Genomic DNA, 20,587 nt, shown 5'->3' on the forward strand with positions numbered 1-20,587 from the left:
TGTCCCGGCGGTGGTTGCGCGGATTTGGCCGGTCCGCGACGGCGTACAGCCGATCGGGATGTACTTTCACCTGCGTGTCTGCCAAAAAGACCGCGCTGACGGTCCTTTCCGCCGCGCTGCTGGTCCCCGCGATGCTCGTGGCGCCCGCACACGCCGCGCCGCCGCCCTCCGCGCCGCCGGCCGACGGGAAGGGCCAGCCGGCGAAGGCCCCGGCGGCGCCCGCGCCCCCGGTGTCGATGTCCACCGTCGGCGGCTCCCTGCTCGGCCAGCCGGGCACGCAGGTGAACCTGCTGCCGGGTGCCCCCGCCCTGCCGACGAGCCTCACCGGGCGGTCCTGGATCGTGGCGGACGCGGAATCGGGCGAGGTCCTGGCCGCGCACAACGCGCACTGGCGGCTCCCGCCGGCCTCCACCATGAAGATGCTCTTCGCGGACACCGTGCTGCCCAGCCTCCCCAAGGACCAGGTCCACAAGGTCACCGACGAGGACATGGAGGGCGTCGGTCCGGGCAGCAGCCTGGTCGGGGTCAAGGAGGACCACGAGTACAGCGTCCACGACCTGTGGCTCGGGGTGTTCCTGCGGTCGGGGAACGACGCCGTGCACGTACTTTCGGCCATGAACGGCGGCATCGACAAGACCGTCAAGGACATGCAGGCGCACGCCGAGGAACTCCAGGCCCTGGACACCCATGTGGTCTCCCCCGACGGGTACGACTCCCCGGAGCAGGTCTCCAGCGCGTACGACCTGACCCTCATCGCCCGTTCGGGGCTGCAGAAGCAGGACTTCCGGGAGTACTGCGGCACGGTCGAGGCCAAGTTCCCGGGCCTCCAGGAGTCAGGGAAGCCGCGCGACTTCTTCGAGATCCAGAACACCAACAGGCTGATGACGGGCGCGGGCGGCATCTCCCCCTACAAGGGCATCGCCGGAGTGAAGAACGGCAACACCACCATGGCCGGCTCCACCTTCACCGGAGCGGCCCAGCAGGGCAAGAGGAAGCTGCTGGTCACGGTGATGAACCCGGGCGCGGGCGGGGCCAACTCGGTGTACGAGGAGACCGCCGCGCTCTTCGACTGGGGCTTCGCGGCGGCGGGGAAGGTCAAGCCGGTGGGTGAACTGGTGCCGCCGAAGGGCGCGGACACCACCTCCCACGGCTCCCCCGCCCAGTCGCACGAGAACAACCCGTCGGCGAACGGTGCCGGGGCGGGCGGCGGGGCAGGAACCGCACTCGGCGTGGCGGGCGGGGCGCTGGCCGTCCTGGCGGGCGGCGCCTTCGTGGTGAACCGCCGCTGGCCGCGCGGCCGCCGGAGCCGGGGCGACGAGCTGGTCTAGCGAGACACCCCTAGGGCCTGGCGGGCGCCGCTCCCGGGTCCTGGTCGGGGCCGGATACCGGGTCCTGGGCCGGGGCGGGCTCCGGGGGATCCTCGGCGCCGTCCCCGTCGGCGTCGTCGCGCGTCGCCGTCCAGGAAGCGACGAACAGCAGCAGCTTGGCCGTGAAGTTGATCCACAGCAGCAGGGCGATCGGCACGCCGAAGGCCCCGTACATGCTCTTCGCGGCCACCTCCCGCATGTAGCCGCTGAGCAGCAGCTTCAGCAGTTCGAAGCCCGCCGCGCCGATGAGGGCCGCCTGGATCAGGCGGCGCCGCGACGGCTGGACGCCGGGCAGCAGGGTCAGCACGTAGAGCAGCAGCAGGAAGGCGGCCAGGACGCCGACGATGAAGGCCCCGGTGCGCAGCAGCGCGCCGCCCGCGCCCTCGCGCGGGATGCCCAGCCATGCGGCGGACTTCCCGACCGCGCTGGCCCCGAAGACCGAGGCGGCGGCCGAGGCCAGGCCGACGGCGCCGAGGCCGAGGAGGACGAGGCCGTCCTTGCCCTTGCGGACGATGGGGTTGCCCTGGTCCTCGTCGTCCTTCTCCCACACCGCGAGCAGGCAGTCGCGCATCGAGCCGATCCAGCCGATGCCGGTGAAGAGCAGGATCACGCCGGCGACGAGGCCGACGGTGCCCGCGTTGGCGACGAGCCCGTCGAGGTCGAGCTGCTCGGAGATGCCGGGGACCTGTTCGGAGAGGTTCTTCTGGAGCGTGTCGAGCTGTTCCTGGCTGAGCAGTGCCGCGCCGACGGCGGCGGCCACGGTGATCAGCGGGAAGAGCGCGAGGAAGCTGATGAAGGTGATCGCGGCGGCCAGCCGGGTCCAGTGCACGCGGTCGAGGCGTTCGTAGGAGCGCCACGCGTGCGTCCGCATCAGCCGGGCTGCCAGTGGCCCGATCACCGGAGTCTTCGTCAGCCAGTCCATGGCGTCACCGTAATTGAGCTGCCGGAAATATCCGGGATTACCTGATTCGGGGACTACGGTCGTCGATTTTGACATCCTCCCCGCCGCGAACGATGGGGACTCCTGGCTCACGCTGCCTGATGGACCGGCGGTCCGTCAGGTCTTCCACGGTCGGCACCAGCCGGGTTGAGACCAGCCCGGACGAGCATCACGCGTGCGGAGTTCTTGTCCCTCGGAGAGACGGCTCCGCATGCGGTGCATGTGTACGTACGTTCGGACAGCGGCAGTGCGTGCTTGGCTCTCGCTCCGCACCGCCCGCAGTCCATGGTCGTGTGCGCCGGGTCCACGAGGTGAAGGACCCGACCATGCTTGCGCGCCATGTTGATCAGCTCGCGCTTGGTGGCCGAGATCGCCGCGTCGGCCGCCTTGCGGGCCATGGTCGACTTGGCGAGGAACCTCGGACGGAAGTCCTCCACCGCGAGCCGGTCGAAGGCCGCCACCACCCGCTTGGCCCACTTGCGTGCGGTGTCCTGCCGCTGCCGGGCGACCTTCTTGTGTGCCTTCGCAGCCTGCCGCTTCGCGTTCCGGTAGCCCTTCGAAGCGCCCTGTCCGCGCTTCGGTTTCCGGCGGGCCATCTTTCGCTGATATCCGGCCAGCTTCCCAGCCAGTTTCCTGCCGTACTCGGGATGCGGAAGGTCATGGGTGTCGCCCGTGGTGGTTGCGGTCTCCTTGACACCCCAGTCGATGCCGATCGCCGCACCCTTCGCCGGCAGTGGCTGCAGCGCGGCCTGGACGACAAACGATGCGTACCAGTGCCCGAGGCTGTCACGGTAGACCCTCACGTTGGACGGTTCAGCGGGTAGCTCCCGCGACCACACCACCCTCAGCGATATACCGCCCGCCAAGCACAGACGGCCGCCCTTCAGACGGAAGCCCCGACGGGTGTAGTTGAGCGTGGGATCCGCGACAGACTTCTTCTTGAACCGGGGCATCCCTGCCCGCCGCCGCATCGGCAAGCGCGCCTTGATGTCTTTCAACGCCTTGGCGCGGGATTTCGCGAAGTCCCGGATGACCTGCTGCTGCGGCACACTCCCACCCGCGCGCAGCCACTCCTGGGCACCGCGCCAACCCGTCAGCATCTTGTCCAGCCGGGCCGGACCGCACTCCGCTGTGGCTTTGTGCGCCGCCCGCGATTCGCCAACGCACTGGTTCCACACCCACCGACAGCGGTCCCACTCACCCAACAGAGCGATGCGAGCGGAAGCCGACACGCGCAGCCGGAAGGTGTACCGGGCGTGCGCGCCCTCCCCGACCTCCGTCATGGCCGCCATGGTTCGAACCTAGAGCCGCAGCCTGCCTCGCACCCCGGAACCCCGACACGCCACCCGAACGAGTGACCGATCCCACGAATGACTCGGGCATGAGGCCGTGCATCTGTCAGAAGCCGCCGCCAGCACTCGCGCGCCTCCGAGGATCCACCGGCAGCCGGATCGCCTGCCCCGGCCGCGCCACGCGAGAAGCCGGATTCTTCCGCAGCCAGAAGCCCGGGGCCACCTACGGTTACCGGGTGACATTTCATCCGACGGCTCGTCCGTTCCATGCCCTGGTCCTGCGCAGGCTCAGGTTCCGCACCCGCCAGGTCCTGCGGCCGCTCCGTCAGGAGGGCTGTACGGTCGCCTCGGCCGAGGTGGCGGTGGGTGAGTTCAGCTGCGCCGGGACACCGGCCGGCCCGGTCCCGAACGGGTACTCGCGCAGCTTGCGCCACACCCCGTCCGAACCCTGCTCGTAGAGCGCGAAGCCTTCGCAGATCCATGCGGCGGCGTACTCGGCGAGGGTCGTGAACGCCTGGTCCATCGCCTCCTCGGAGATCCCGTGGGCGACCGTGACGTGGGGGTGGTACGGGAACGCCAGCTCGCGGCTCAGCGGCCCCTCGGGATCGCGGACCCGGCCCTGGAGCCGGGTGCAGCCCGCGGCGCCCTCGACGACCTGGACGAAGACGACCGGCGAGAGCGGGCGGAAGGTTCCCGTCCCGGCCAGCCGCATCGCGAAGGCACGGAAGGCGGCCGCGACCTCGGCCAGGTGGGCCCGGATCTGCGGAAGCCGGTCCGCGTCCACCTCGGTGGGCGGCACCAGGGTGACGTGCGTGGGGATGCCGTGCGCGGCGGCGTCCCCGAAGCCTGCGCGCAGCTCCTGGAGCTGGCTGCCGTACGGCTCCGGGACCGCGATCGAAACGCCGAGCGTTACGGTCCCCACGAGTCTCTCCTCCGCTTGTCTGATTGGGTGCTGCCGCCCCAGTGTGAGGGCACCACCCCCGGTCCCGCCAGGGCCCTCTTTCCGTCAGTGCTTGGCGGGCAGGAAACCGAGGCGGTCGTAGGTCTGCGCGAGCGTCTCGGCGGCGACCGCGCGGGCCTTCTCCGCGCCCTTGGCCAGGATGGAGTCCAGCGTCTCGGGGTCGTCCAGGTATTCCTGGGTGCGCTGCTTGAACGGTGTGACGAAGTCGACCATCACACCGGCCAGGTCGGTCTTCAGCGCGCCGTAGCCCTTGCCCTCGTACCTCGCCTCCAGGGCGGGGATCGTCTCGCCCGTAAGGGTGGAGTAGATCGTGAGCAGGTTGCTGACGCCGGGCTTCTTCTCCGTGTCGAAGCGGATCTCGGCCTCGGTGTCGGTGACCGCGCTCTTGATCTTCTTCTCGGTGACCTTGGGCTCGTCGAGGAGGTTGATCAGGCCCTTGGGCGAGGAGGCCGACTTCGACATCTTGATCGACGGGTCCTGGAGGTCGTAGATCTTCGCGACCTCCTTGACGATGTGCGCGGCGGGGAGGGTGAAGGTCTGGCCGAAGCGCTGGTTGAAACGCTCGGCCAGGTCGCGGGTCAGCTCGATGTGCTGGCGCTGGTCCTCGCCGACCGGGACGGCGTTCGCCTGGTAGAGCAGGATGTCGGCGACCTGGAGGATCGGGTACGTGAACAGGCCGACGGTGGCGTTGTTGACGCCGCCCTTGGCGGACTTGTCCTTGAACTGCGTCATCCGGCTGGCCTCGCCGAAACCGGTGATGCAGTTCATGACCCAGCCGAGCTGGGCGTGCTCGGGCACGTGGCTCTGGATGAAGAGCGTGCAGCGCTCGGGGTCCAGGCCGGCGGCGAGGAGCTGGGCGGCGGAGAGCCGGGTGTTCGCGCGGAGGTCCTTGGGATCCTGCGGCATCGTGATCGCGTGCAGGTCGACGACCATGTAGAACGCGTCGTGCGTCTCTTGCAGGGCGACGTACTGGCGAATGGCTCCGAGGTAGTTCCCGAGGTGGAACGAACCGGAGGTGGGCTGGATGCCGGAGAGCGCGCGAGGACGATCAGAAGCCATGGCTTCATTCTCTCAGGTGCGGGGGCGGGCTCCGGCCCGCCGCTGGCTTGATCCTTCCGCGCCGCGCCGCCGCTCCCCGTGCCGGGCCGGGGTACCGGGCGGTAGCGGCGCGGCCGGATCTTGCCTCGGCCGAGCGACCGCTTACCAGGGCGTTCCGCTGCGCGGTGCTTCCTGGGCTCCGCCCAGACCCGCGCCTCAAACGCCGGCACAACCCAGCCCCGCCGGCGTTTGAGGCGCGGGGGTCCGGGGGCAGAGCCCCCGGCAACGGCGCCGCAGGTCAGGACAGGGGCAGGCCCGGGGCCGGGAACTCCGCCATCAGGCCCGCGACCTCGGCCCGGATCGCGGCAAGGGCCTGCTCGTCCCCCTTCGCGGCCGCGTCCACGGCACGGGCGATCCAGTCGGCGACCTGCGGCATGTGGTCCACCCCGAGCCCGCGCGACGTCAGCGACGGCGTACCGATCCGCACCCCCGAGGGGTCGAACGGCTTGCGGGGGTCGAACGGGACCGTGTTGTAGTTCACGACGATCCCGGCCCGGTCCAGGGCCTTGGCCGCGGTCTTGCCGGGGAGGCCCTTGCCCGTCAGGTCGATCAGGATCAGGTGGTTGTCCGTACCGCCCGAGACCAGGTCGAAGCCCCGCTCCAGCAGCGCCGCGGCCAGCGCCTTCGCGTTGGCGACGACCTGGTGCGCGTACGCGGTGAAGGACGGCTGGGCCGCCTCGTGCAGGGCCACGGCGATGCCCGCGGTCGTCTGGTTGTGCGGGCCGCCCTGGAGGCCGGGGAAGACGGCCTTGTCGATGGCCTTCGCGTGCTCCTCGCGGCACATCAGCATCGCGCCCCGCGGGCCGCGCAGCGTCTTGTGGGTCGTGGTGGAGATGACGTCGACGTGCCCGGCCGGGGACGGGTGCGCACCCCCCGCGATCAGACCGGCGATGTGCGCCACGTCGGCGACCAGGACCGAGCCCGCCTCCTCGGCGATGGACGCGAAGGCCGCGAAGTCGATCGTGCGCGGGAGGGCGGTGCCGCCGCAGAAGATGATCTTCGGGCGTTCGGTCAGCGCCTGGTCGCGCACCGCGTCGTAGTCGACGAGCCCGGTGTCCTGCCGGACCCCGTACTGCACGCCCCGGAACCACGAGCCCGTCGCCGAGACGCCCCAGCCGTGGGTGAGGTGGCCGCCCATCGGCAGGGCCATGCCCATCACGGTGTCGCCGGGCTTCGCGAAGGCCAGGTAGACGGCGAGGTTGGCCGGGGAGCCGGAGTACGGCTGCACGTTGGCGTGGTCTACGCCGAACAGGCCCTTCGCCCGCTCGACCGCCAGGGCCTCGACGCGGTCGATGTTCTGCTGGCCCTCGTAGTAGCGGCGGCCGGGGTAGCCCTCGCTGTACTTGTTCTGGAGCACCGTGCCGGAGGCTTCGAGAACGGCCGCGGACACGTAGTTCTCGCTGGGGATCAGGCGCAGGGTCTGCGCCTGGAGGACTTCCTCGGCGGCGACGAAGGACGCCAGTTCGGGGTCGGTCGCGGACAGGGCGGGATGGCGGCTCGCGGACATGCGGGCTCCTCCGGGGTCGATGGGGATCGGTACCCCGCGAGGCCCAGGCGAGCGGCCCTGTATGCGGTCGAGCGCGCACGACTCCCCCGGAGTTGGTTCTCCGTACGCCAGTCGCCGTGCGTACCGCCCACCTTAGCGGCCGCGTCACAGGAGAGGTTTCTGCGTCCGGCATACGAGCGACGATAAGAAGGTGACGCCACTCTCGTCACCGGCTCACCCGGCAAGACCGACGATCGGAGACCCCGTGTCGACAACTGCTGATGCCATCCGCTCCGCCGACGCGCACAGCGCGCACACCTACCATCCGCTGCCCGTGGTGATCGCTACCGCCGACGGGGCGTGGATGACCGACGTGGAGGGCCGCAGGTATCTCGACATGCTGGCCGGGTACTCGGCGCTCAATTTCGGCCACGGCAACCGCCGTCTGATCGACGCCGCCCGTGCGCAGCTGGAGCGGGTCACGCTCACCTCGCGCGCCTTCCACCACGACCGCTTCGCGGACTTCTGCGCCGAACTCGCCGCGCTGTGCGGCAAGGAGATGGTGCTGCCCATGAACACCGGAGCGGAGGCGGTGGAGACGGCCGTGAAGACGGCCCGCAAATGGGGTTACGAGGTCAAGGGGGTCCCGGACGGGCACGCCAAGATCGTGGTCGCGGCCGACAACTTCCACGGCCGTACGACGACGATCGTCAGCTTCTCCACCGACCACGAGGCCCGCGACCACTTCGGGCCGTACACGCCGGGCTTCGAGATCGTCCCGTACGGGGACCTCACGGCGCTCGCCTCGGCCGTCACGGAGAACACCGTGGCCGTGCTGCTGGAGCCGATCCAGGGCGAGGCGGGGGTGCTGGTGCCGCCTGCCGGTTACCTGAGAGGCGTACGGGAACTCACGCGCGAGCGGAACGTCCTGTTCATCGCGGACGAGATCCAGTCGGGCCTCGGGCGGACCGGCAAGACCTTCGCGTGCGAGCACGAGGGGGTCGTCCCCGACGTGTACCTCCTCGGCAAGGCGCTGGGCGGCGGCGTGGTGCCGGTGTCGGCCGTCGTCGCCGACCGGGACGTCCTCGGGATCTTCCGGCCCGGCGAGCACGGGTCCACCTTCGGCGGGAACCCGCTCGCGTGCGCCGTCGCCCTGGAGGTCATCGCGATGCTCCGGACCGGCGAGTACCAGCAGCGGGCCACCGAGCTCGGCGAGCATCTGCACCGGGAGCTGAACCTGATGGTCGGCGGGGGCGCGGTGACCGCCGTACGCGGGCGCGGACTGTGGGCGGGCGTGGACATCGACCCCTCGCGCGGCACGGGCCGGGAGATCTCCGAGAAGCTGATGGAGCTGGGGGTGCTGGTGAAGGACACCCACGGGTCGACGATCCGGATCGCTCCGCCGCTGGTGATCAGCAAGGAGGACCTGGACTGGGGGCTGGACCAGCTCCGGTCGGTGCTCGGCGCGTAAGGACCGGCCGGGCGACCGGGCGGGGCCGGACCCGGCTCCACCCGGTCGCCGGGCCGGACCGGACCGGACCGGCCGGAGGATCTAGAGGATGACGTGGGGCAGGAAGCGGGCGTACTCGTCCGTGACCGGCCCCGCCGACTCGCGGATGCCGAGTCCCGCCGCCTCGTCCTCGACGACCCACGCGCCGAGGACCACCCGGTTGCCGTCGAAGTCGGGCAGCGGGGCCAGGGCCTGGAAGCAGTACCGCTCCCCCTCCTGCGGTACGAACGGCTCGCCGTCCTCGCCCGCCTCGTGGAGGGTGACCCCCGCGCCCTCACGGCCGAGGAGCGGCTTGGCGACGTACCCGGAGGAACCGGGCTCCGCCAGCTCGCGGGGACCGTCGAGATAGGCGGGCAGCAGGTTCGGGTGCTCGGGGAAGAGCTCCCAGAGGATCGCGAGCAGCGCCTTGTTGGACAGCAGCATCTTCCACAGCGGCTCGATCCAGCAGGTGGTGCCGGAGCCGCCGCCGTTGTCGTAGGTGCCCAGCACCTGCGGGCCGAACTCGTCGGTGACCAGCCACTCCCACGGGTAGAGCTTGAAACAGGTGCGGATGAAGCGGAGCTTCTCGTCCACGAACCGGCCGGAGAGGCTGTCCCAGCCGATCTGCTCCACGGGCAGGGCCTGGGTGTCCAGGCCGGCCTGCTCGGCGGTCTCCTGGAGGTAGGCCACCGTCATCAGGTCCTCGCCGAGCTCGTCGGCCTCGGAGTGCGCGAAGTGCACCGGCCCGGCCGGGAGCAGCTCGGCCTGCCGGCGCCAGGCGTCCACGAGGCGCTCGTGGAGGGAGTTCCACTGGTCGGCGCCGGGGAAGCGCTCCTCCATCCAGAACCACTGCGGGCTGGCCGCCTCCACCAGCGAGGTGGGGGTGTCGGCGTTGTACTCCAGCATCTTGGCCGGGCCGCCGCTGCCGTCGTAGCGCAGGTCGAAGCGGGCGTAGAGGGAGGGCTGCTCGGCTCGCCGGCGCCAGGACTCGGCGATCAGGGCGGCCAGTTTCGGATCGGTGATGCCGAGGTCGGCGAAGCGGTCGTGCTCGACGATGTGCGCGGCCGCGGCCAGGCACATCGCGTGCAGCTCCTCGACGACGTTCTCCAGCGCCTCGACCTCGGGGAGGGAGAAGGAGTAGTACGCGCTCTCGTCCCAGTAGGGGCGCAGGGAGTCGTCCGGGTAGCGGGTGAGGGGGTAGATCAGCCCCTGCTCCTCGACGGTCTTCTGCCAGTCGGGGCGGGGCTCGATGGTGTGCCGCTTCATGGGTGCGCTGTTCCCTCGGGTTTCGGTCAGCCGCCGCTGGAGCCGGAGTGGCTCTTGCCTATGCCGCCGCGGGTGACGGCGGACTTGTCGAAGCTGCCGCCGGAGACCTTGCCGTTCGTGACGGTGCCGCCGTAGTAGTACGAGCCGGACCCGCCGGTCTTGCACTCGTTCTTGTCCAGCTTGTTCAGGGTGGAGCGGGACGCGCAGCGCTTGTCGGGTTCGTCGCTGCTGCCGCAGGCCACGAGCGTGGCCGCGAGCAGGCCCATACCGCCGAGTGCGACGGCCCCGGAACGCATACGGCGCTTGTTGGTGCTGCTGCTGTCCATGTCTGCTGCTCCCCCTAGTGGCGTGCTGCCGACAGACTAGATCCAGGCCCCCTGCCGATGGAATCCGGACGCCGTGAGATCTGTGACCTAGAGTCAGTTCGTGCTGATTGGGATGGTTTGCGCGCTGGGTGCGGCGGTCTGCTTCGGTACGGCGTCCGTCCTCCAGGCCATGGCGGCACGGGCCGCGGAGCCGGGGACGGGCTCCGGCGTGGACCCGGCGCTGCTGCTGCGGGCCGCCCGGCAGTGGCGGTACCTGGTGGGGCTCTGCCTCGACGGGGCCGGGTTCGTCCTCCAGATCATCGCCCTGCGCCACATCCCGATCTACACCGTGGCGGCGGCGCTGGCCGCCAGCCTGGCCGTGACGGCCGTGGTCGCGACGCGGCTGCTACGGGTACCGCTCTCGCGGGCGGAGTGGGCCGCGGTGGGAGTGGTGTGCGCGGGGCTGCTCATGCTGGGGCTCGCCTCCGGGGAGGAGGGCACGGGGACCGGATCGCTCGCCCTGGAACTGGGGCTGCTGGCGGTGTCGGGGCTGGTGCTGCTGGTCGGCGCGGCGGCGGGCCGGCTGCCGGAGCGCTGGCGCGCGCTGGTCCTGGGGCTCGCGGCGGGCACGGGCTTCGGGGTGGTGGAGGTGGCGGTCCGCCTCATCGACGGCTTCTCGCCGGCCGAGCTGCGCAATCCGGCGCTGTACGCGCTGCTGGTCGGCGGGGGCGCGGCCTTCCTGCTGCTGACCTCGGCGCTCCAGCGCGGCTCGGTCACGGCGGCGACGGCCGGGATGGTGCTCGGCGAGACGGTCGGGCCCGCGGTGGTGGGGGTGGTGTGGCTCGGCGACCGCACCCGCGAGGGGCTGGCATGGCTGGCGGTGGCCGGCTTCGCGGTGGCCGTCGCGGGCGCCCTCTGCCTGGCCCGCTTCGGCGAGGCCCCGCCCCCCGCCGCACCGGCGGAACCGGCGCCGGCCCCCTGACGGGCAGCCGAGCTGGACTTCACGGGCCGTGAGACGGAACACTTCGACGCCGGGATCTTGCCCTGGTTTCCCGGTCCGGCTGTGGCACCCCTGGGCTGCCAACGGGGCCCGGTCCCCCCTGTATCGGCTGCCTCGCGATCACCCGACCGAGCCCGCGTTCGACCAGTAGGTCGGCGGGCGGAGGTCCGGTGCCGGTTTGCTAGCGTGGCGTGGACGTCCCGTAGGTATTTCGGGGACGTTCCGTGGCGGCCGGGTCCCCAGCCGACGCCCGCTGACCTCGCTCGCCCCGTCGAGCCGGCCCGACCTGCGGCAGAGCGCCGCTTCACGGAAGCGAATTGACATGACGGATTTGGCACCGAACATAGTCGGCGCCCCCGCCAGTACGCCGGACGACGCCAAGGGCGCCTCGTCCGCCGGGACGTCGACGGCCCGGCCGGGCGGCCGCTTCGACCGCTGGACCGAGAAGCGCTGGTTCCTCCCGCTGGGGGAGGTCGTGGTCAGTGTCGTCGTCGCTCTCGGGTTCATGCTGCTGTGCACCCACATCGAGGTCAACCCCGTCACCCGGATCGGCCAGGTCAGCGGCCTCGCCAAGATCCAGCAGTACGCGGCGCTGCTCGGCATCCCCGTCCTCGCGGTGCTGCTCTTCCTCGCCTACCGGGGCACCCTGCGCTACTACCAGGTCGCGCAGCGGCTGGTGTGCGCAGCCCTCGCAGGCCTGGCCACCGGCATCGTCGCCGGCGGCATCGCGGTCGCCCTGAACGGCACGCCGTGGGGCCTGGGCGGCCAGGAGGGCGACCCCGGCAACCTCATGGGCATGGCCAACGACATGATGCGCGGCAAGGGCCTGCCGGGGGTCTACCCCCCGCTGTTCCCCGCGTTGCTCGCGCTCTGGGCCAAGGCCTTCCACAACGGCATCGCCGAGGTGGGCTACGCGCTCAAGGACCTGCAGCTGATCCTCAGTGCGCTGGTCGGGCCGATGGCCTACCTCGCGTGGCGGTTGCTGCTGCGCCCGTTCTGGGCGATGGCCATCGCCGTGCCGGCCTCGATCGTCTTCCTCGACCCGATCCGCCCGTACAGCCACGGCTCCATGCTCGTGCTGGTGCCGCTGCTGGCGGCCTGCTTCCGCGAGATCCGCCGGGCCGACGAGCTCTCGACGCGTTCGGCGGTGCTGCGCGGCCTCGGCTTCGGCGCCGTGTTCGGCGTGATGTTCCTCTGGTACTCGGGCTGGTACCTGTGGGCCGCGCCGGGCTCGTTCATCCTCGCCCTGATGCTGTTCCCGTGGCGCCGGGGCCGGGTCGCGATCAAGCGCGCGCTGCTCTTCCTCGGCACCATCCTGGTCACCGCCCTCGTGATCGGCGCGCCGCTGGTGTACCAGCTGGTCCGCCTGGGCGCCACGACGAAGGACCGCTACGCGTACATCAACACCTACCTCGACCCGGCCTACGTGCTGGGCTGGGCGTCCGACCGAGCCGGCGACCTGACCTACCACAACTTCCCGGTGTCGGGCGAGCTGGCCGGCCAGACCGGCTTCAGCGTCATGCTGCTCCTGGGCGTGGGCATCGGCGTGGGTCTCGGCCTGCGCAACATCGTGGTCCGCACCGCGGGCTTCGTCCTCGTCGGCGCCTGGCTGCTGCGCTTCTGGTTCGCCTCCCACATGGAGCACAACCAGGCCGTCCAGCTGTACCCGCGCACCACCTGGATCATCTTCTACTGCCTGATCATCCTGGCCGTCCTCGGCCTGATGCTCACGTACGAGCGCGGCTTCAGCTGGATCCGCGGCACGCTGCAGGAGGTCGCCCCGGCCCGGGCCGCCCGGATCTCGCCGCGCGCGCTGTCCCAGCTGGCCGCCGGTCTGATCTGCGCGATCGCCCTGTTCACCACCATGGGCGGCTCGTGGTCGGCCAACCGCTTCATGCCGTCCACCAGGACGGGCGTCGAGGACCTGGGGCTGGACGCGCTGCGCGCCCACCTGCAGCAGGTGGACAACGGGAAGTGCCCCAAGTACTCGCCGAACAAGGGCAAGCAGGACTGCAGGCCGGTCAACATGAAGCTGTCCGAGTACACCTTCGTGCCGGACCAGCCCATGCTCTGGTGCGCCAACACGGGCGGCAAGGACCACGACCTCGTCTGCGGCCGCCCGCAGAAGAAGTAACCGCTCGGGTCCGCGCGCTGTCCGGGGGCGTGCCGCGCCGTTGCACGGGGCTCCGCCCCGGACCCCGCGCCTCAAACGCCGGCGGGGCTGGATTTGGCCCTGGCTTCGTCCCTTCGGGGGCTCAGCAGCGTGGGGTGTGGGTCGGGGCCGCTCCGGAGCGTCTCCTCGGCTCGCGCACTGAGCCCCGCTACGAGAGTCCGGCCCAGGTTGCGCGCTCGTCCTGCGGGGACTCTCCTGCGCGACCCCGCCCCACGCCCGGGCTTCGGAGGGCGAAGCCGTGGCGGAGGGGAGTGGGGACGCGCAGGGTTGTCCCCGCAGGACGAGCGCGCAACCGGCCTGACCCTTCTTGATCGGGCTCAGTGCGCGAGCCGAGGAGACAACCCGGAGCGGCCCCGCGCACCGACCCCACCAACCAGGCCCCGGCAAGGCGAGCTCACCCCGTCAGGAGCGAAGCCAGGGCCGAATCCAGCCCCGCCGGCGTTTGAGGCGCGGGGTCTGGGGCGGAGCCCCAGGGGCCCCGGGCATGTTCAAGCACTGAGGCGCCACGCGCCGGGAGGCCGCTGTCAGCTGTCCGGGCGGAACTCCCGCAGGGCCGCGTCGAGGTTCTCCCGCGTCGTGGCCCATTCGGCGGCCGGGCCGGCCGCCAGCAGGGCCCACCGGTCGCCGTCCGGGGTCACGGCGATCCGCTCCACACCGCGCCGGCGGCCGCCCGCCTCCTCGCTGTCGTACTCGTAGACCAGCTCGCAGGACGCACCGGGCACCGGCTCGCGGGAGACCTCCTGGTAGCCGGACGTGCCGTTGCCCAGGTGCGCGGAGGACTCCCGCAGGAGCTCGCAGGCGGCGACGCCGGGGCCCTCCTTGACCCGGAAGACCTGGAGCAGCGACCTGCGGTTCCCGGGCGGCCGGTAGAAGGACCCGTCGCCCGTCTCGTCGTGGCTGCGCTGCCAGCCGGTGGGGACGGCCACCGAGAAGCCGTCCTCGCTGTGGACCACGGTGTAGGAGCCGGGGGCCGGGGAGGTCTCCGCCTCGCCGGGCGACGGGGACGGCGGAGCCGACGACGGCAGGGCCGACGACGGGTCGGGGCCCGGCAGTCCCTCGGACGGGGCTCCGGTCGCCCGCGGGGGCGCCGCCGAGGCCTTCGGGTCCTCCTGCGCCAGCAGGAACCATCCCGCCACGGCGCCCGCGCCGGCCATCGCGGCTCCCAGGGCCACCAGCAGCGGCACCTTCCAGTTCCGCTCCCGGCCTGCGGGCCCCCAGGATCCGGCGGGGGTCGGTTGACCGCCCGGCGGTGGCTGACCAGGGCTCCACGGCGGGTACCCGGCAGGCGGCGGGGGCGGCGGCTCGCCCGCCTCCCACCGCTGCGACTGCGGGTTCCACCGGGTGCCGCCGCCCGAGGCCACCGTCAGCCTCCCAGCGCGCTGAGCAGCCCGCCCAGGGCGGCGGCCGCGTTCACGGACTCCACGAGCGGAGCCCACCGCTCCAGGGCCGCGCGCAGCCGGGCGGGCAGGCCGGGCCGGATCTCCCCGGCCTCCTCCAGCTCCCCGGCGGCCCCGTCCAGTTCGGCGTCGAGTTCGGCCCGGGCGGTGCTGCGGGGCAGGCGTATGAGGGCGGCGCGCAGCTCCCGTACCGCTTCGAGGAGTTCTGCCGCTCCGGGGGCGTCCTGCGGCCCCGTACCGGCGTGGTGGACGGTGGTGTTGGTGTGGTGGGAGCCGCCGATGCTGAAGCTGCTGCCGTGGACGGTGCCGATCCGCACCTCCCCGGATCCCGCACCCGCTCCGGACCCCGTTGCCTCGTCATGCGTCACTGCCGCTCCCCCTGCCCGAGTGGTGCCCCGAATGGTGACCCGAGTTGTGGCTCGCCTGATTGCTGTGTCCGGTGCCGCCGACGCTGAAGGCACTGTGGTTGACCGACTGGATGAAGACCCCGCCCTCGGCGACGGTGACCGCGCGCTCGGCGAACTCCTCGGTGTGCCAGCCGGCTTCGTGCAGGGCCAGGGTGACCCCGCCGACGATCCGGTCCTGGATGGTCTTCAGGTAGCGGTCCAGGTCCATCAGCTGGAACAGTGAGGCCCCCTCCTGCGCCGCCAGTTCGCGTACGGAGACGGCCGGCCCGGCCGGGAGCGCGCCACGGTGACCGGCGGTGGCGATCTGCCAGGGGCCGCGGCTGCCGCCGCCCAGGGTGGACAGCGCCGTGCCGAGGGAACGCGGGGCGTTCTTGACCGCCCAGACCACCTTGGCGAAGGGGTTGTTCCGCCGGTGCCGCCAGGCGATGTCGTCGGCTTCCTGGAACTCGGGCCGAACCGGCAGCAGGACGTGCGGGGCCACCTCCACCATCAGCATGCCGCCCTGGGTGTGGACCCGTACGAAGACGGTGACGACGAGGTTCTCGTCCCAGCCGCCGACCCGGACGCGCAGGAAGTGCCGACGGCGTTCCCCGCCCTCCTCCACGGCGGCGCTGCGGTGTTCGGCGAAGGCCGGGGCGGAGAGGTCCAGGCCGCGGGTGTCGGGCAACCCGACGGCGGGCAGGAACACGCACTCGTCGACGACCAGCTCCCGCAGCCGGTCCAGTACGGCCTCCTCCGCCTCGGGGGAGCCGTGCGGCGACGGCACGCGCAGGGCCTCCAGCATCGGCCGGATGCGCTCCACCAGCCGGACGTTGTCGAGGGGCTGCGGTTCTCCGTCGTCGCGCGGGCGCAGCTCTACGGACAGCTGCCACGGCCGGTGGGCCTGGCCCGCGCCGCAGAACGGATCGTCGACGTTGTACATGATCAGCTGGGCGTGCTGGGTCGCCGCGATCCGGTCCCGGGCCGCGCGGAAGCGGACGCCTCCGACGAGGTCCGCGCCCGGGTCGGCGTACCGCGGCCGGCTGAGCGAGGTGGTGATGACGCGGGCGAAGTGGCCGCGCTGGAGACCGGTGACCACCACGAGCAGGAAGAAGAGGAGCAGGGCCGTCCAGCCGTAGCCTTCCGCGGCCAGGTAGCCGATCCTGGGCAGCTCGGCGAAGAGGCCGAGGGGTTCCCCGTCGAGCGTGAACGTCGTGAACTCGGCGACGGCGAGGGTGTCCTGGAGGCCTCCGGCGCCGGTACGGCCTTCGAGTACGCCGCGCAGCAGGCCCAGGGCGGCGGCGATGAGCAGCACGTAGCCGTAGCCGCTGAGGAGCCGTGCGAAGGTGCGGCCGCCGCGGAAGGGTTTGGCCCCGCGCCGGATCCGGGCGGCCCAGCCGAGCAGGGCCGCGGGAAGGATCAGGTAGACCAGCAGGGCCTGGGCCAGCAGCAGTCCGAGGCCCCACACGGCCACCACGGCCGAGGCCCAGGCGACTTCGGCGCGGCGGGCGCGGAGGGCGTGGGCCAGGACGCGGGTGGCGTCGAAGCCGTAGGAGGGCGCGACGAAGCGCTCCTCGTGGACGTAGAGCTCCTCGATGACCCGATCGCGGTAGGACGCGTCGAGGTAGGTGCCGGCGCACAGGAGCCGCCCCGCCTCGCTCAGTGCAGGCTCCACCGGAGCTCTGCCGTCCGCTGTACCTCTCACCGAATCCCCCTTCCGGTGTGCGGAGGGAAACCGTAGAGGAGAAGCCCGGCGTCCGACAGTCGTGAACACGCCAAAGGGCCCCGGCGCGGTGCGCCGGGGCCCTCGGTTGCGGCGGGTGGACCGATCAGGGGCTGATCAGGATCCGGTCCGGATCAGATCAGGCCGAGCCCGCGGACCGCGTCGCGCTCCTCGGAGAGCTCCTGCACCGAGGCGTCGATGCGGGCGCGGGAGAACTCGTTGATGTCCAGGCCCTGGACGATCTCGTACTTGCCGTCCTTGCAGGTGACGGGGAAGGAGGAGATCAGGCCCTCCGGGACGCCGTACGAGCCGTCCGACGGGATGCCCATGGAGGTCCAGTCGCCCTCGGCGGTGCCGTTGACCCAGGTGTGCACGTGGTCGATGGCGGCGTTGGCGGCCGAGGCGGCCGAGGACGCGCCACGGGCCTCGATGATCGCGGCGCCGCGCTTGGCGACGGTCGGGATGAAGGTGTCGGCGAGCCACGCCTGGTCGTTCACGACCTCGGCGGCGTTCTTGCCGGCGATCTCCGCGTGGAAGATGTCCGGGTACTGGGTGGCCGAGTGGTTGCCCCAGATGGTCAGGCGCTTGATGTCGGTGAGGTCGGCGCCGGTCCGCTGGGCGAGCTGCGAGAGCGCGCGGTTGTGGTCCAGGCGGGTCATCGCGGTGAAGCGCTCGGCCGGTACGTCCGGGGCGGCGGCCTGCGCGATGAGCGCGTTGGTGTTGGCCGGGTTGCCCACGACCAGGACCTTGATGTCGTCCGCGGCGTGCGCGTTGATAGCGGCGCCCTGCGGCTTGAAGATGCCGCCGTTGGCGGAGAGCAGGTCACCGCGCTCCATGCCCTTGGTGCGCGGGCGCGCGCCGACGAGCAGGGCGACGTTCGCACCCTCGAAGCCCTGGTTCGGGTCGTCGAAGATGTCGATGCCCTTGAGGAGCGGGAACGCGCAGTCGTCGAGCTCCATCGCGGTGCCCTCAGCGGCCTTCATGCCCTGGGGGATCTCGAGAAGACGGAGCTTGACCGGCACGTCCGCGCCGAGCAGGTGACCGGAGGCGATGCGGAAGAGCAGCGCGTAGCCGATCTGGCCGGCTGCGCCGGTCACGGTGACATTCACGGGAGTGCGGGTCATGGCCTTCTCCGTTAGACAGCTGGCGGTTGGGGCGTCCCCGCCCCCTGTGCTGGAGGACGCCGCTCCCCTGTGAATCTTGACGTGAAGAGACATCCGCGGTCAGGCTATCCGACCCGCGAGCGGCCGAACCCCCGGGTCCCTGTGGTGCATGGCACACGGACCCCGGGGTTCGAAGGCGAAATCGAATGCGCGACCCCTGTTCGACACGGGCGTACGGGCGTACGGGCGCGCGGACGTCCGCTAGCGGACGGTGAAGCGGACCGCGCTCTCCAGGAAGGGGACCTCCAGCAACGGCTTGGGCTCCATGACCAGCGCGAGCAGCGTGATGGCCACGCCCAGCAGCCCGTACGTGACCATGTCCGTGAAGCGGGAGCGCACCGCGAGCATCCCCACCGAGGGCAGCAGGCGCCGCAGTACCGAGGCCACGATCAGGGCCACGCCGATGACGAGGCAGCCGACCCGCGGGTGTCCCATGGCCGTGGTCAGCAGCCCGGCCGCGGTGGCGATGAGCACGGCGAGCATCGGCCACTGGCGGGCGGGCGTGGACACCGCCCCGGGGACGGCACGGCCGCTGCCCTCGGGCCGGGCGGTGTCCCGGGTGACGGAGGGAAAGCGGCGGGACTTGGCCGAGCCCGTAGCGAGTGCCCGCTCGGACGCGGCGGGCCCGGCCGGCCCGGTCCCGGCGGGCGCGGAGGCGGCAGGCTGGGCCGCGGCCCTGGCGGGCCCGGGCGCGGCGGGCCCGGGCGCGGACGGCTCCGACCCGGCGGACCCCTCCGCGGGCCCGCGGGCCGGCTCCGGCGTGGAGCCCGCCGCGGGCTCCGCGCCGGGCTCAGCCCGCACTGCCGGCCCGTTCCGCCGCCTCGACCACGTTGACCAGCAGCTGAGCGCGGGTCATCGGGCCGACGCCGCCGGGGTTCGGGGAGATCCAGGCCGCCACCTCGGCCACGCCGGGGTGCACATCGCCGACGATCTTGCCCTGCTCGTCGCGGCTGACGCCCACGTCGAGCACGGCCGCGCCCGGCTTCACGTCCTCCGGCTTGACCAGGTGCGGGACACCGGCCGCCGCGACGACGATGTCCGCCTGGCGCAGCAGCCCGGAGAGGTCGCGCGTACCGGTGTGGCAGAGCGTGACCGTGGCGTTCTCGGACTTGCGGGTCAGCAGCAGTCCGATGGAGCGCCCGACGGTGATGCCGCGGCCGAGGACGACGACGTGCGCGCCGTTGATCTCGACGCCGTGGTGACGCAGCAGTTCGACGATCCCGTACGGGGTGCAGGGCAGCGGACCCGGCTCGTTCAGCACGAGGCGGCCGAGGGACATGGGGTGCAGGCCGTCGGCGTCCTTGAGCGGATCCATCAGCTCCAGGACCCGGTTGGTGTCGATGCCCTTGGGGAGCGGGAGTTGGACGATGTAGCCCGTGCACTCCGGGTTGGCGTTGAGTTCGCGGACGACCGCCTCGATGTCCTCCTGGGAGGCCGTCGCGGGCAGTTCGCGCTGGATGGAGGCGATGCCGACCTCGGCACAGTCCTTGTGCTTGCCGTTGACGTACCAGCGGCTGCCCGGGTCGTCACCGACCAGCAGGGTGCCGAGGCCGGGGGTGACACCCCGTGCCTTCAGGGCCGCCACGCGGGCGGACAGTTCGGACTTGATCGCGGCCGCGGTGGCCTTGCCATCGAGAATCTGGGCGGTCATGACCCCATCCTCCCGGATGGAGCGGTCCTGGTTCCAGTCAAGGGTCTCACCGGAGTGCGCGGTTCATTGCACTTGCACAACAAGTGACCGGCCTCACGGCAACCAACTGGACAAGGCCGGGCCGCGCCGACGACCATGCAACGAAAGAGTGCCGCGGGCAGTGCCGGGGGGCGGACCGCAAGATGCAGAGCTCCTCCGCGCGTGCCGTGCGTCCCCGCACTTCCACGGAGGAACACCTCAGATGAGTTTCGGCGATCCCAACAACCCGTACGGACAGCAGCCCCAGACTCCGCAGGGCGGTCAGCCCGGCTACGGCTACCCGCAGCAGGCCCCGCAGGGCATCCCGCCGCAGGGCGGCTACGCCTACCCGCAGGGAGCCCCCGGCATGCCCGGCGGTTTCCCGGGTGGCCCCCTCACGATGCCGGGCGGTGTGAAGGCCGCCCGCGTCATGCTGTGGGTGATCGCCGGCCTCCAGATCATCGGCATCGGCGTCCTGTTCGCCGCCATTGCCCTGATCGAGAAGCTGAAGGAAGAGCCGGAGCTCCAGGGCAACGCGCAGTTCGAGGACATGGCCAAGCTGGGCTCCGGCGTGCTGTACGGGCTGATCGCCCTGGCCGTGGTCTACATGATCGCCTCCGTCGTGCTGGCGATCCAGTGCGGCAAGGGCGGCAACGGTGCCCGCATCGGCATCATCGTGTACGCGTCGCTCGGCATCGTGCTCAGCCTCTACCCGTTCTTCCCGCTGAGCCTGGTGCACCTGGTCCTGCTGATCCTGGTCATCGTCTTCGTGGCGAAGTCCGACGGTTCCGCCTGGTTCAACCGCCAGCGCTGACGTTCCCGTCATACGGCGAAGGCCGCGTCCCGCACTGCGGGGCGCGGCCTTCGCCGTT

Annotated in this window: 18 protein-coding genes and 1 riboswitch; of the genes, 5 read left to right on the forward strand and 13 right to left on the reverse strand. The window is 71.7% G+C overall.

The genetic code is table 11. The features are described from left to right. Positions 1-74: 74 nt before the first annotated feature. Positions 75-1,328 carry a D-alanyl-D-alanine carboxypeptidase family protein gene (locus OG447_RS03205; protein ID WP_266934708.1) on the forward strand — a complete coding sequence of 418 codons (1,254 nt, stop codon included), beginning with the start codon at positions 75-77 and terminating at the stop codon, positions 1,326-1,328. A gap of 10 nt (positions 1,329-1,338) precedes the next feature. Here OG447_RS03205 and OG447_RS03210 read toward each other — a convergent pair whose 3' ends face one another. From OG447_RS03210 to glyA, 5 genes are all read right to left on the reverse strand, one after another. Continuing rightward, the gene (locus OG447_RS03210) at positions 1,339-2,289 is read right to left on the reverse strand and encodes a YihY/virulence factor BrkB family protein (protein ID WP_266934710.1); all 951 of its coding nucleotides are present in this window, start codon (positions 2,287-2,289) and stop codon (positions 1,339-1,341) included. A 107-nt stretch (positions 2,290-2,396) separates the two neighbouring features. Next, positions 2,397-3,599 (reverse strand): transposase, encoded by a 1,203-nt coding sequence (locus OG447_RS03215; RefSeq protein WP_266934712.1) that lies wholly within the window; start codon positions 3,597-3,599, stop codon positions 2,397-2,399. A 325-nt stretch (positions 3,600-3,924) separates the two neighbouring features. Further along, a complete protein-coding gene (locus tag OG447_RS03220; RefSeq protein WP_266934714.1) occupies positions 3,925-4,521 on the reverse strand; it encodes a 2'-5' RNA ligase family protein in 597 nt (198 codons plus the stop codon). An 84-nt stretch (positions 4,522-4,605) separates the two neighbouring features. Continuing rightward, entirely contained in the window at positions 4,606-5,619 is a 1,014-nt protein-coding gene (gene trpS / locus OG447_RS03225; RefSeq protein WP_266934716.1) for a tryptophan--tRNA ligase, read from the reverse strand. 277 nt (positions 5,620-5,896) lie between these two features. After that, positions 5,897-7,165, reverse strand: a complete 1,269-nt coding sequence (gene glyA, locus OG447_RS03230; RefSeq protein ID WP_266934718.1) for a serine hydroxymethyltransferase — start codon at positions 7,163-7,165, stop codon at positions 5,897-5,899. A gap of 34 nt (positions 7,166-7,199) precedes the next feature. Next, positions 7,200-7,290, reverse strand: a riboswitch (ZMP/ZTP riboswitch). A gap of 119 nt (positions 7,291-7,409) precedes the next feature. Between glyA and rocD the strand changes: the two genes are divergently transcribed. Further along, on the forward strand, positions 7,410-8,615 hold the full coding sequence (gene rocD / locus OG447_RS03235; protein WP_266934720.1) for an ornithine--oxo-acid transaminase: 1,206 nt from the start codon (positions 7,410-7,412) through the stop codon (positions 8,613-8,615). Between the two features lie 81 nt (positions 8,616-8,696). Here rocD and OG447_RS03240 read toward each other — a convergent pair whose 3' ends face one another. Together OG447_RS03240 and OG447_RS03245 are read right to left on the reverse strand one after the other, a co-directional pair. Further along, positions 8,697-9,899, reverse strand: a complete 1,203-nt coding sequence (locus OG447_RS03240) for a glutathionylspermidine synthase family protein (protein WP_266934722.1) — start codon at positions 9,897-9,899, stop codon at positions 8,697-8,699. 26 nt (positions 9,900-9,925) lie between these two features. Further along, complete coding sequence (locus OG447_RS03245; RefSeq protein ID WP_266934724.1) at positions 9,926-10,225, reverse strand: hypothetical protein; 300 nt, start codon at positions 10,223-10,225, stop codon at positions 9,926-9,928. A 112-nt stretch (positions 10,226-10,337) separates the two neighbouring features. Between OG447_RS03245 and OG447_RS03250 the strand changes: the two genes are divergently transcribed. Next, positions 10,338-11,186 carry a hypothetical protein gene (locus OG447_RS03250; RefSeq protein ID WP_266938735.1) on the forward strand — a complete coding sequence of 283 codons (849 nt, stop codon included), beginning with the start codon at positions 10,338-10,340 and terminating at the stop codon, positions 11,184-11,186. Positions 11,187-11,526: 340 nt separating this feature from the next. Continuing rightward, positions 11,527-13,338, forward strand: a complete 1,812-nt coding sequence (locus OG447_RS03255; protein WP_266934726.1) for a hypothetical protein — start codon at positions 11,527-11,529, stop codon at positions 13,336-13,338. Between the two features lie 563 nt (positions 13,339-13,901). On the opposite strand, the gene OG447_RS03260 is transcribed toward OG447_RS03255, so the two are convergent. From OG447_RS03260 to OG447_RS03285, 6 genes are all read right to left on the reverse strand, one after another. Next, entirely contained in the window at positions 13,902-14,561 is a 660-nt protein-coding gene (locus OG447_RS03260) for a hypothetical protein (RefSeq protein ID WP_266934728.1), read from the reverse strand. Positions 14,562-14,740: 179 nt separating this feature from the next. Beyond that, positions 14,741-15,142 (reverse strand): hypothetical protein, encoded by a 402-nt coding sequence (locus OG447_RS03265; RefSeq protein ID WP_266934730.1) that lies wholly within the window; start codon positions 15,140-15,142, stop codon positions 14,741-14,743. Beyond that, positions 15,132-16,835, reverse strand: a complete 1,704-nt coding sequence (locus tag OG447_RS03270) for a hypothetical protein (protein ID WP_266934732.1) — start codon at positions 16,833-16,835, stop codon at positions 15,132-15,134. The genes OG447_RS03265 and OG447_RS03270 overlap by 11 nt, the downstream gene beginning before the upstream one ends. Before the next feature lie 182 nt (positions 16,836-17,017). Beyond that, the gene (locus OG447_RS03275; RefSeq protein ID WP_266934734.1) at positions 17,018-18,007 is read right to left on the reverse strand and encodes a malate dehydrogenase; all 990 of its coding nucleotides are present in this window, start codon (positions 18,005-18,007) and stop codon (positions 17,018-17,020) included. A 240-nt stretch (positions 18,008-18,247) separates the two neighbouring features. Next, the gene (locus OG447_RS03280) at positions 18,248-18,847 is read right to left on the reverse strand and encodes a DUF3017 domain-containing protein (protein ID WP_266934736.1); all 600 of its coding nucleotides are present in this window, start codon (positions 18,845-18,847) and stop codon (positions 18,248-18,250) included. Next, positions 18,837-19,697, reverse strand: coding sequence for a bifunctional methylenetetrahydrofolate dehydrogenase/methenyltetrahydrofolate cyclohydrolase (locus OG447_RS03285; RefSeq protein ID WP_266934738.1), 861 nt, complete (start codon positions 19,695-19,697; stop codon positions 18,837-18,839). Before OG447_RS03285 ends, OG447_RS03280 begins: the two co-directional genes overlap by 11 nt. A 241-nt stretch (positions 19,698-19,938) precedes the next feature. On the opposite strand from OG447_RS03285, the gene OG447_RS03290 reads away from it, so the two are divergent. Continuing rightward, positions 19,939-20,529 (forward strand): hypothetical protein, encoded by a 591-nt coding sequence (locus OG447_RS03290; protein WP_266934740.1) that lies wholly within the window; start codon positions 19,939-19,941, stop codon positions 20,527-20,529. Positions 20,530-20,587 lie beyond the last annotated feature (58 nt).

Origin of the sequence: Streptomyces sp. NBC_01408, assembly GCF_026340255.1 — a bacterium.
GTDB lineage: Bacteria > Actinomycetota > Actinomycetes > Streptomycetales > Streptomycetaceae > Streptomyces.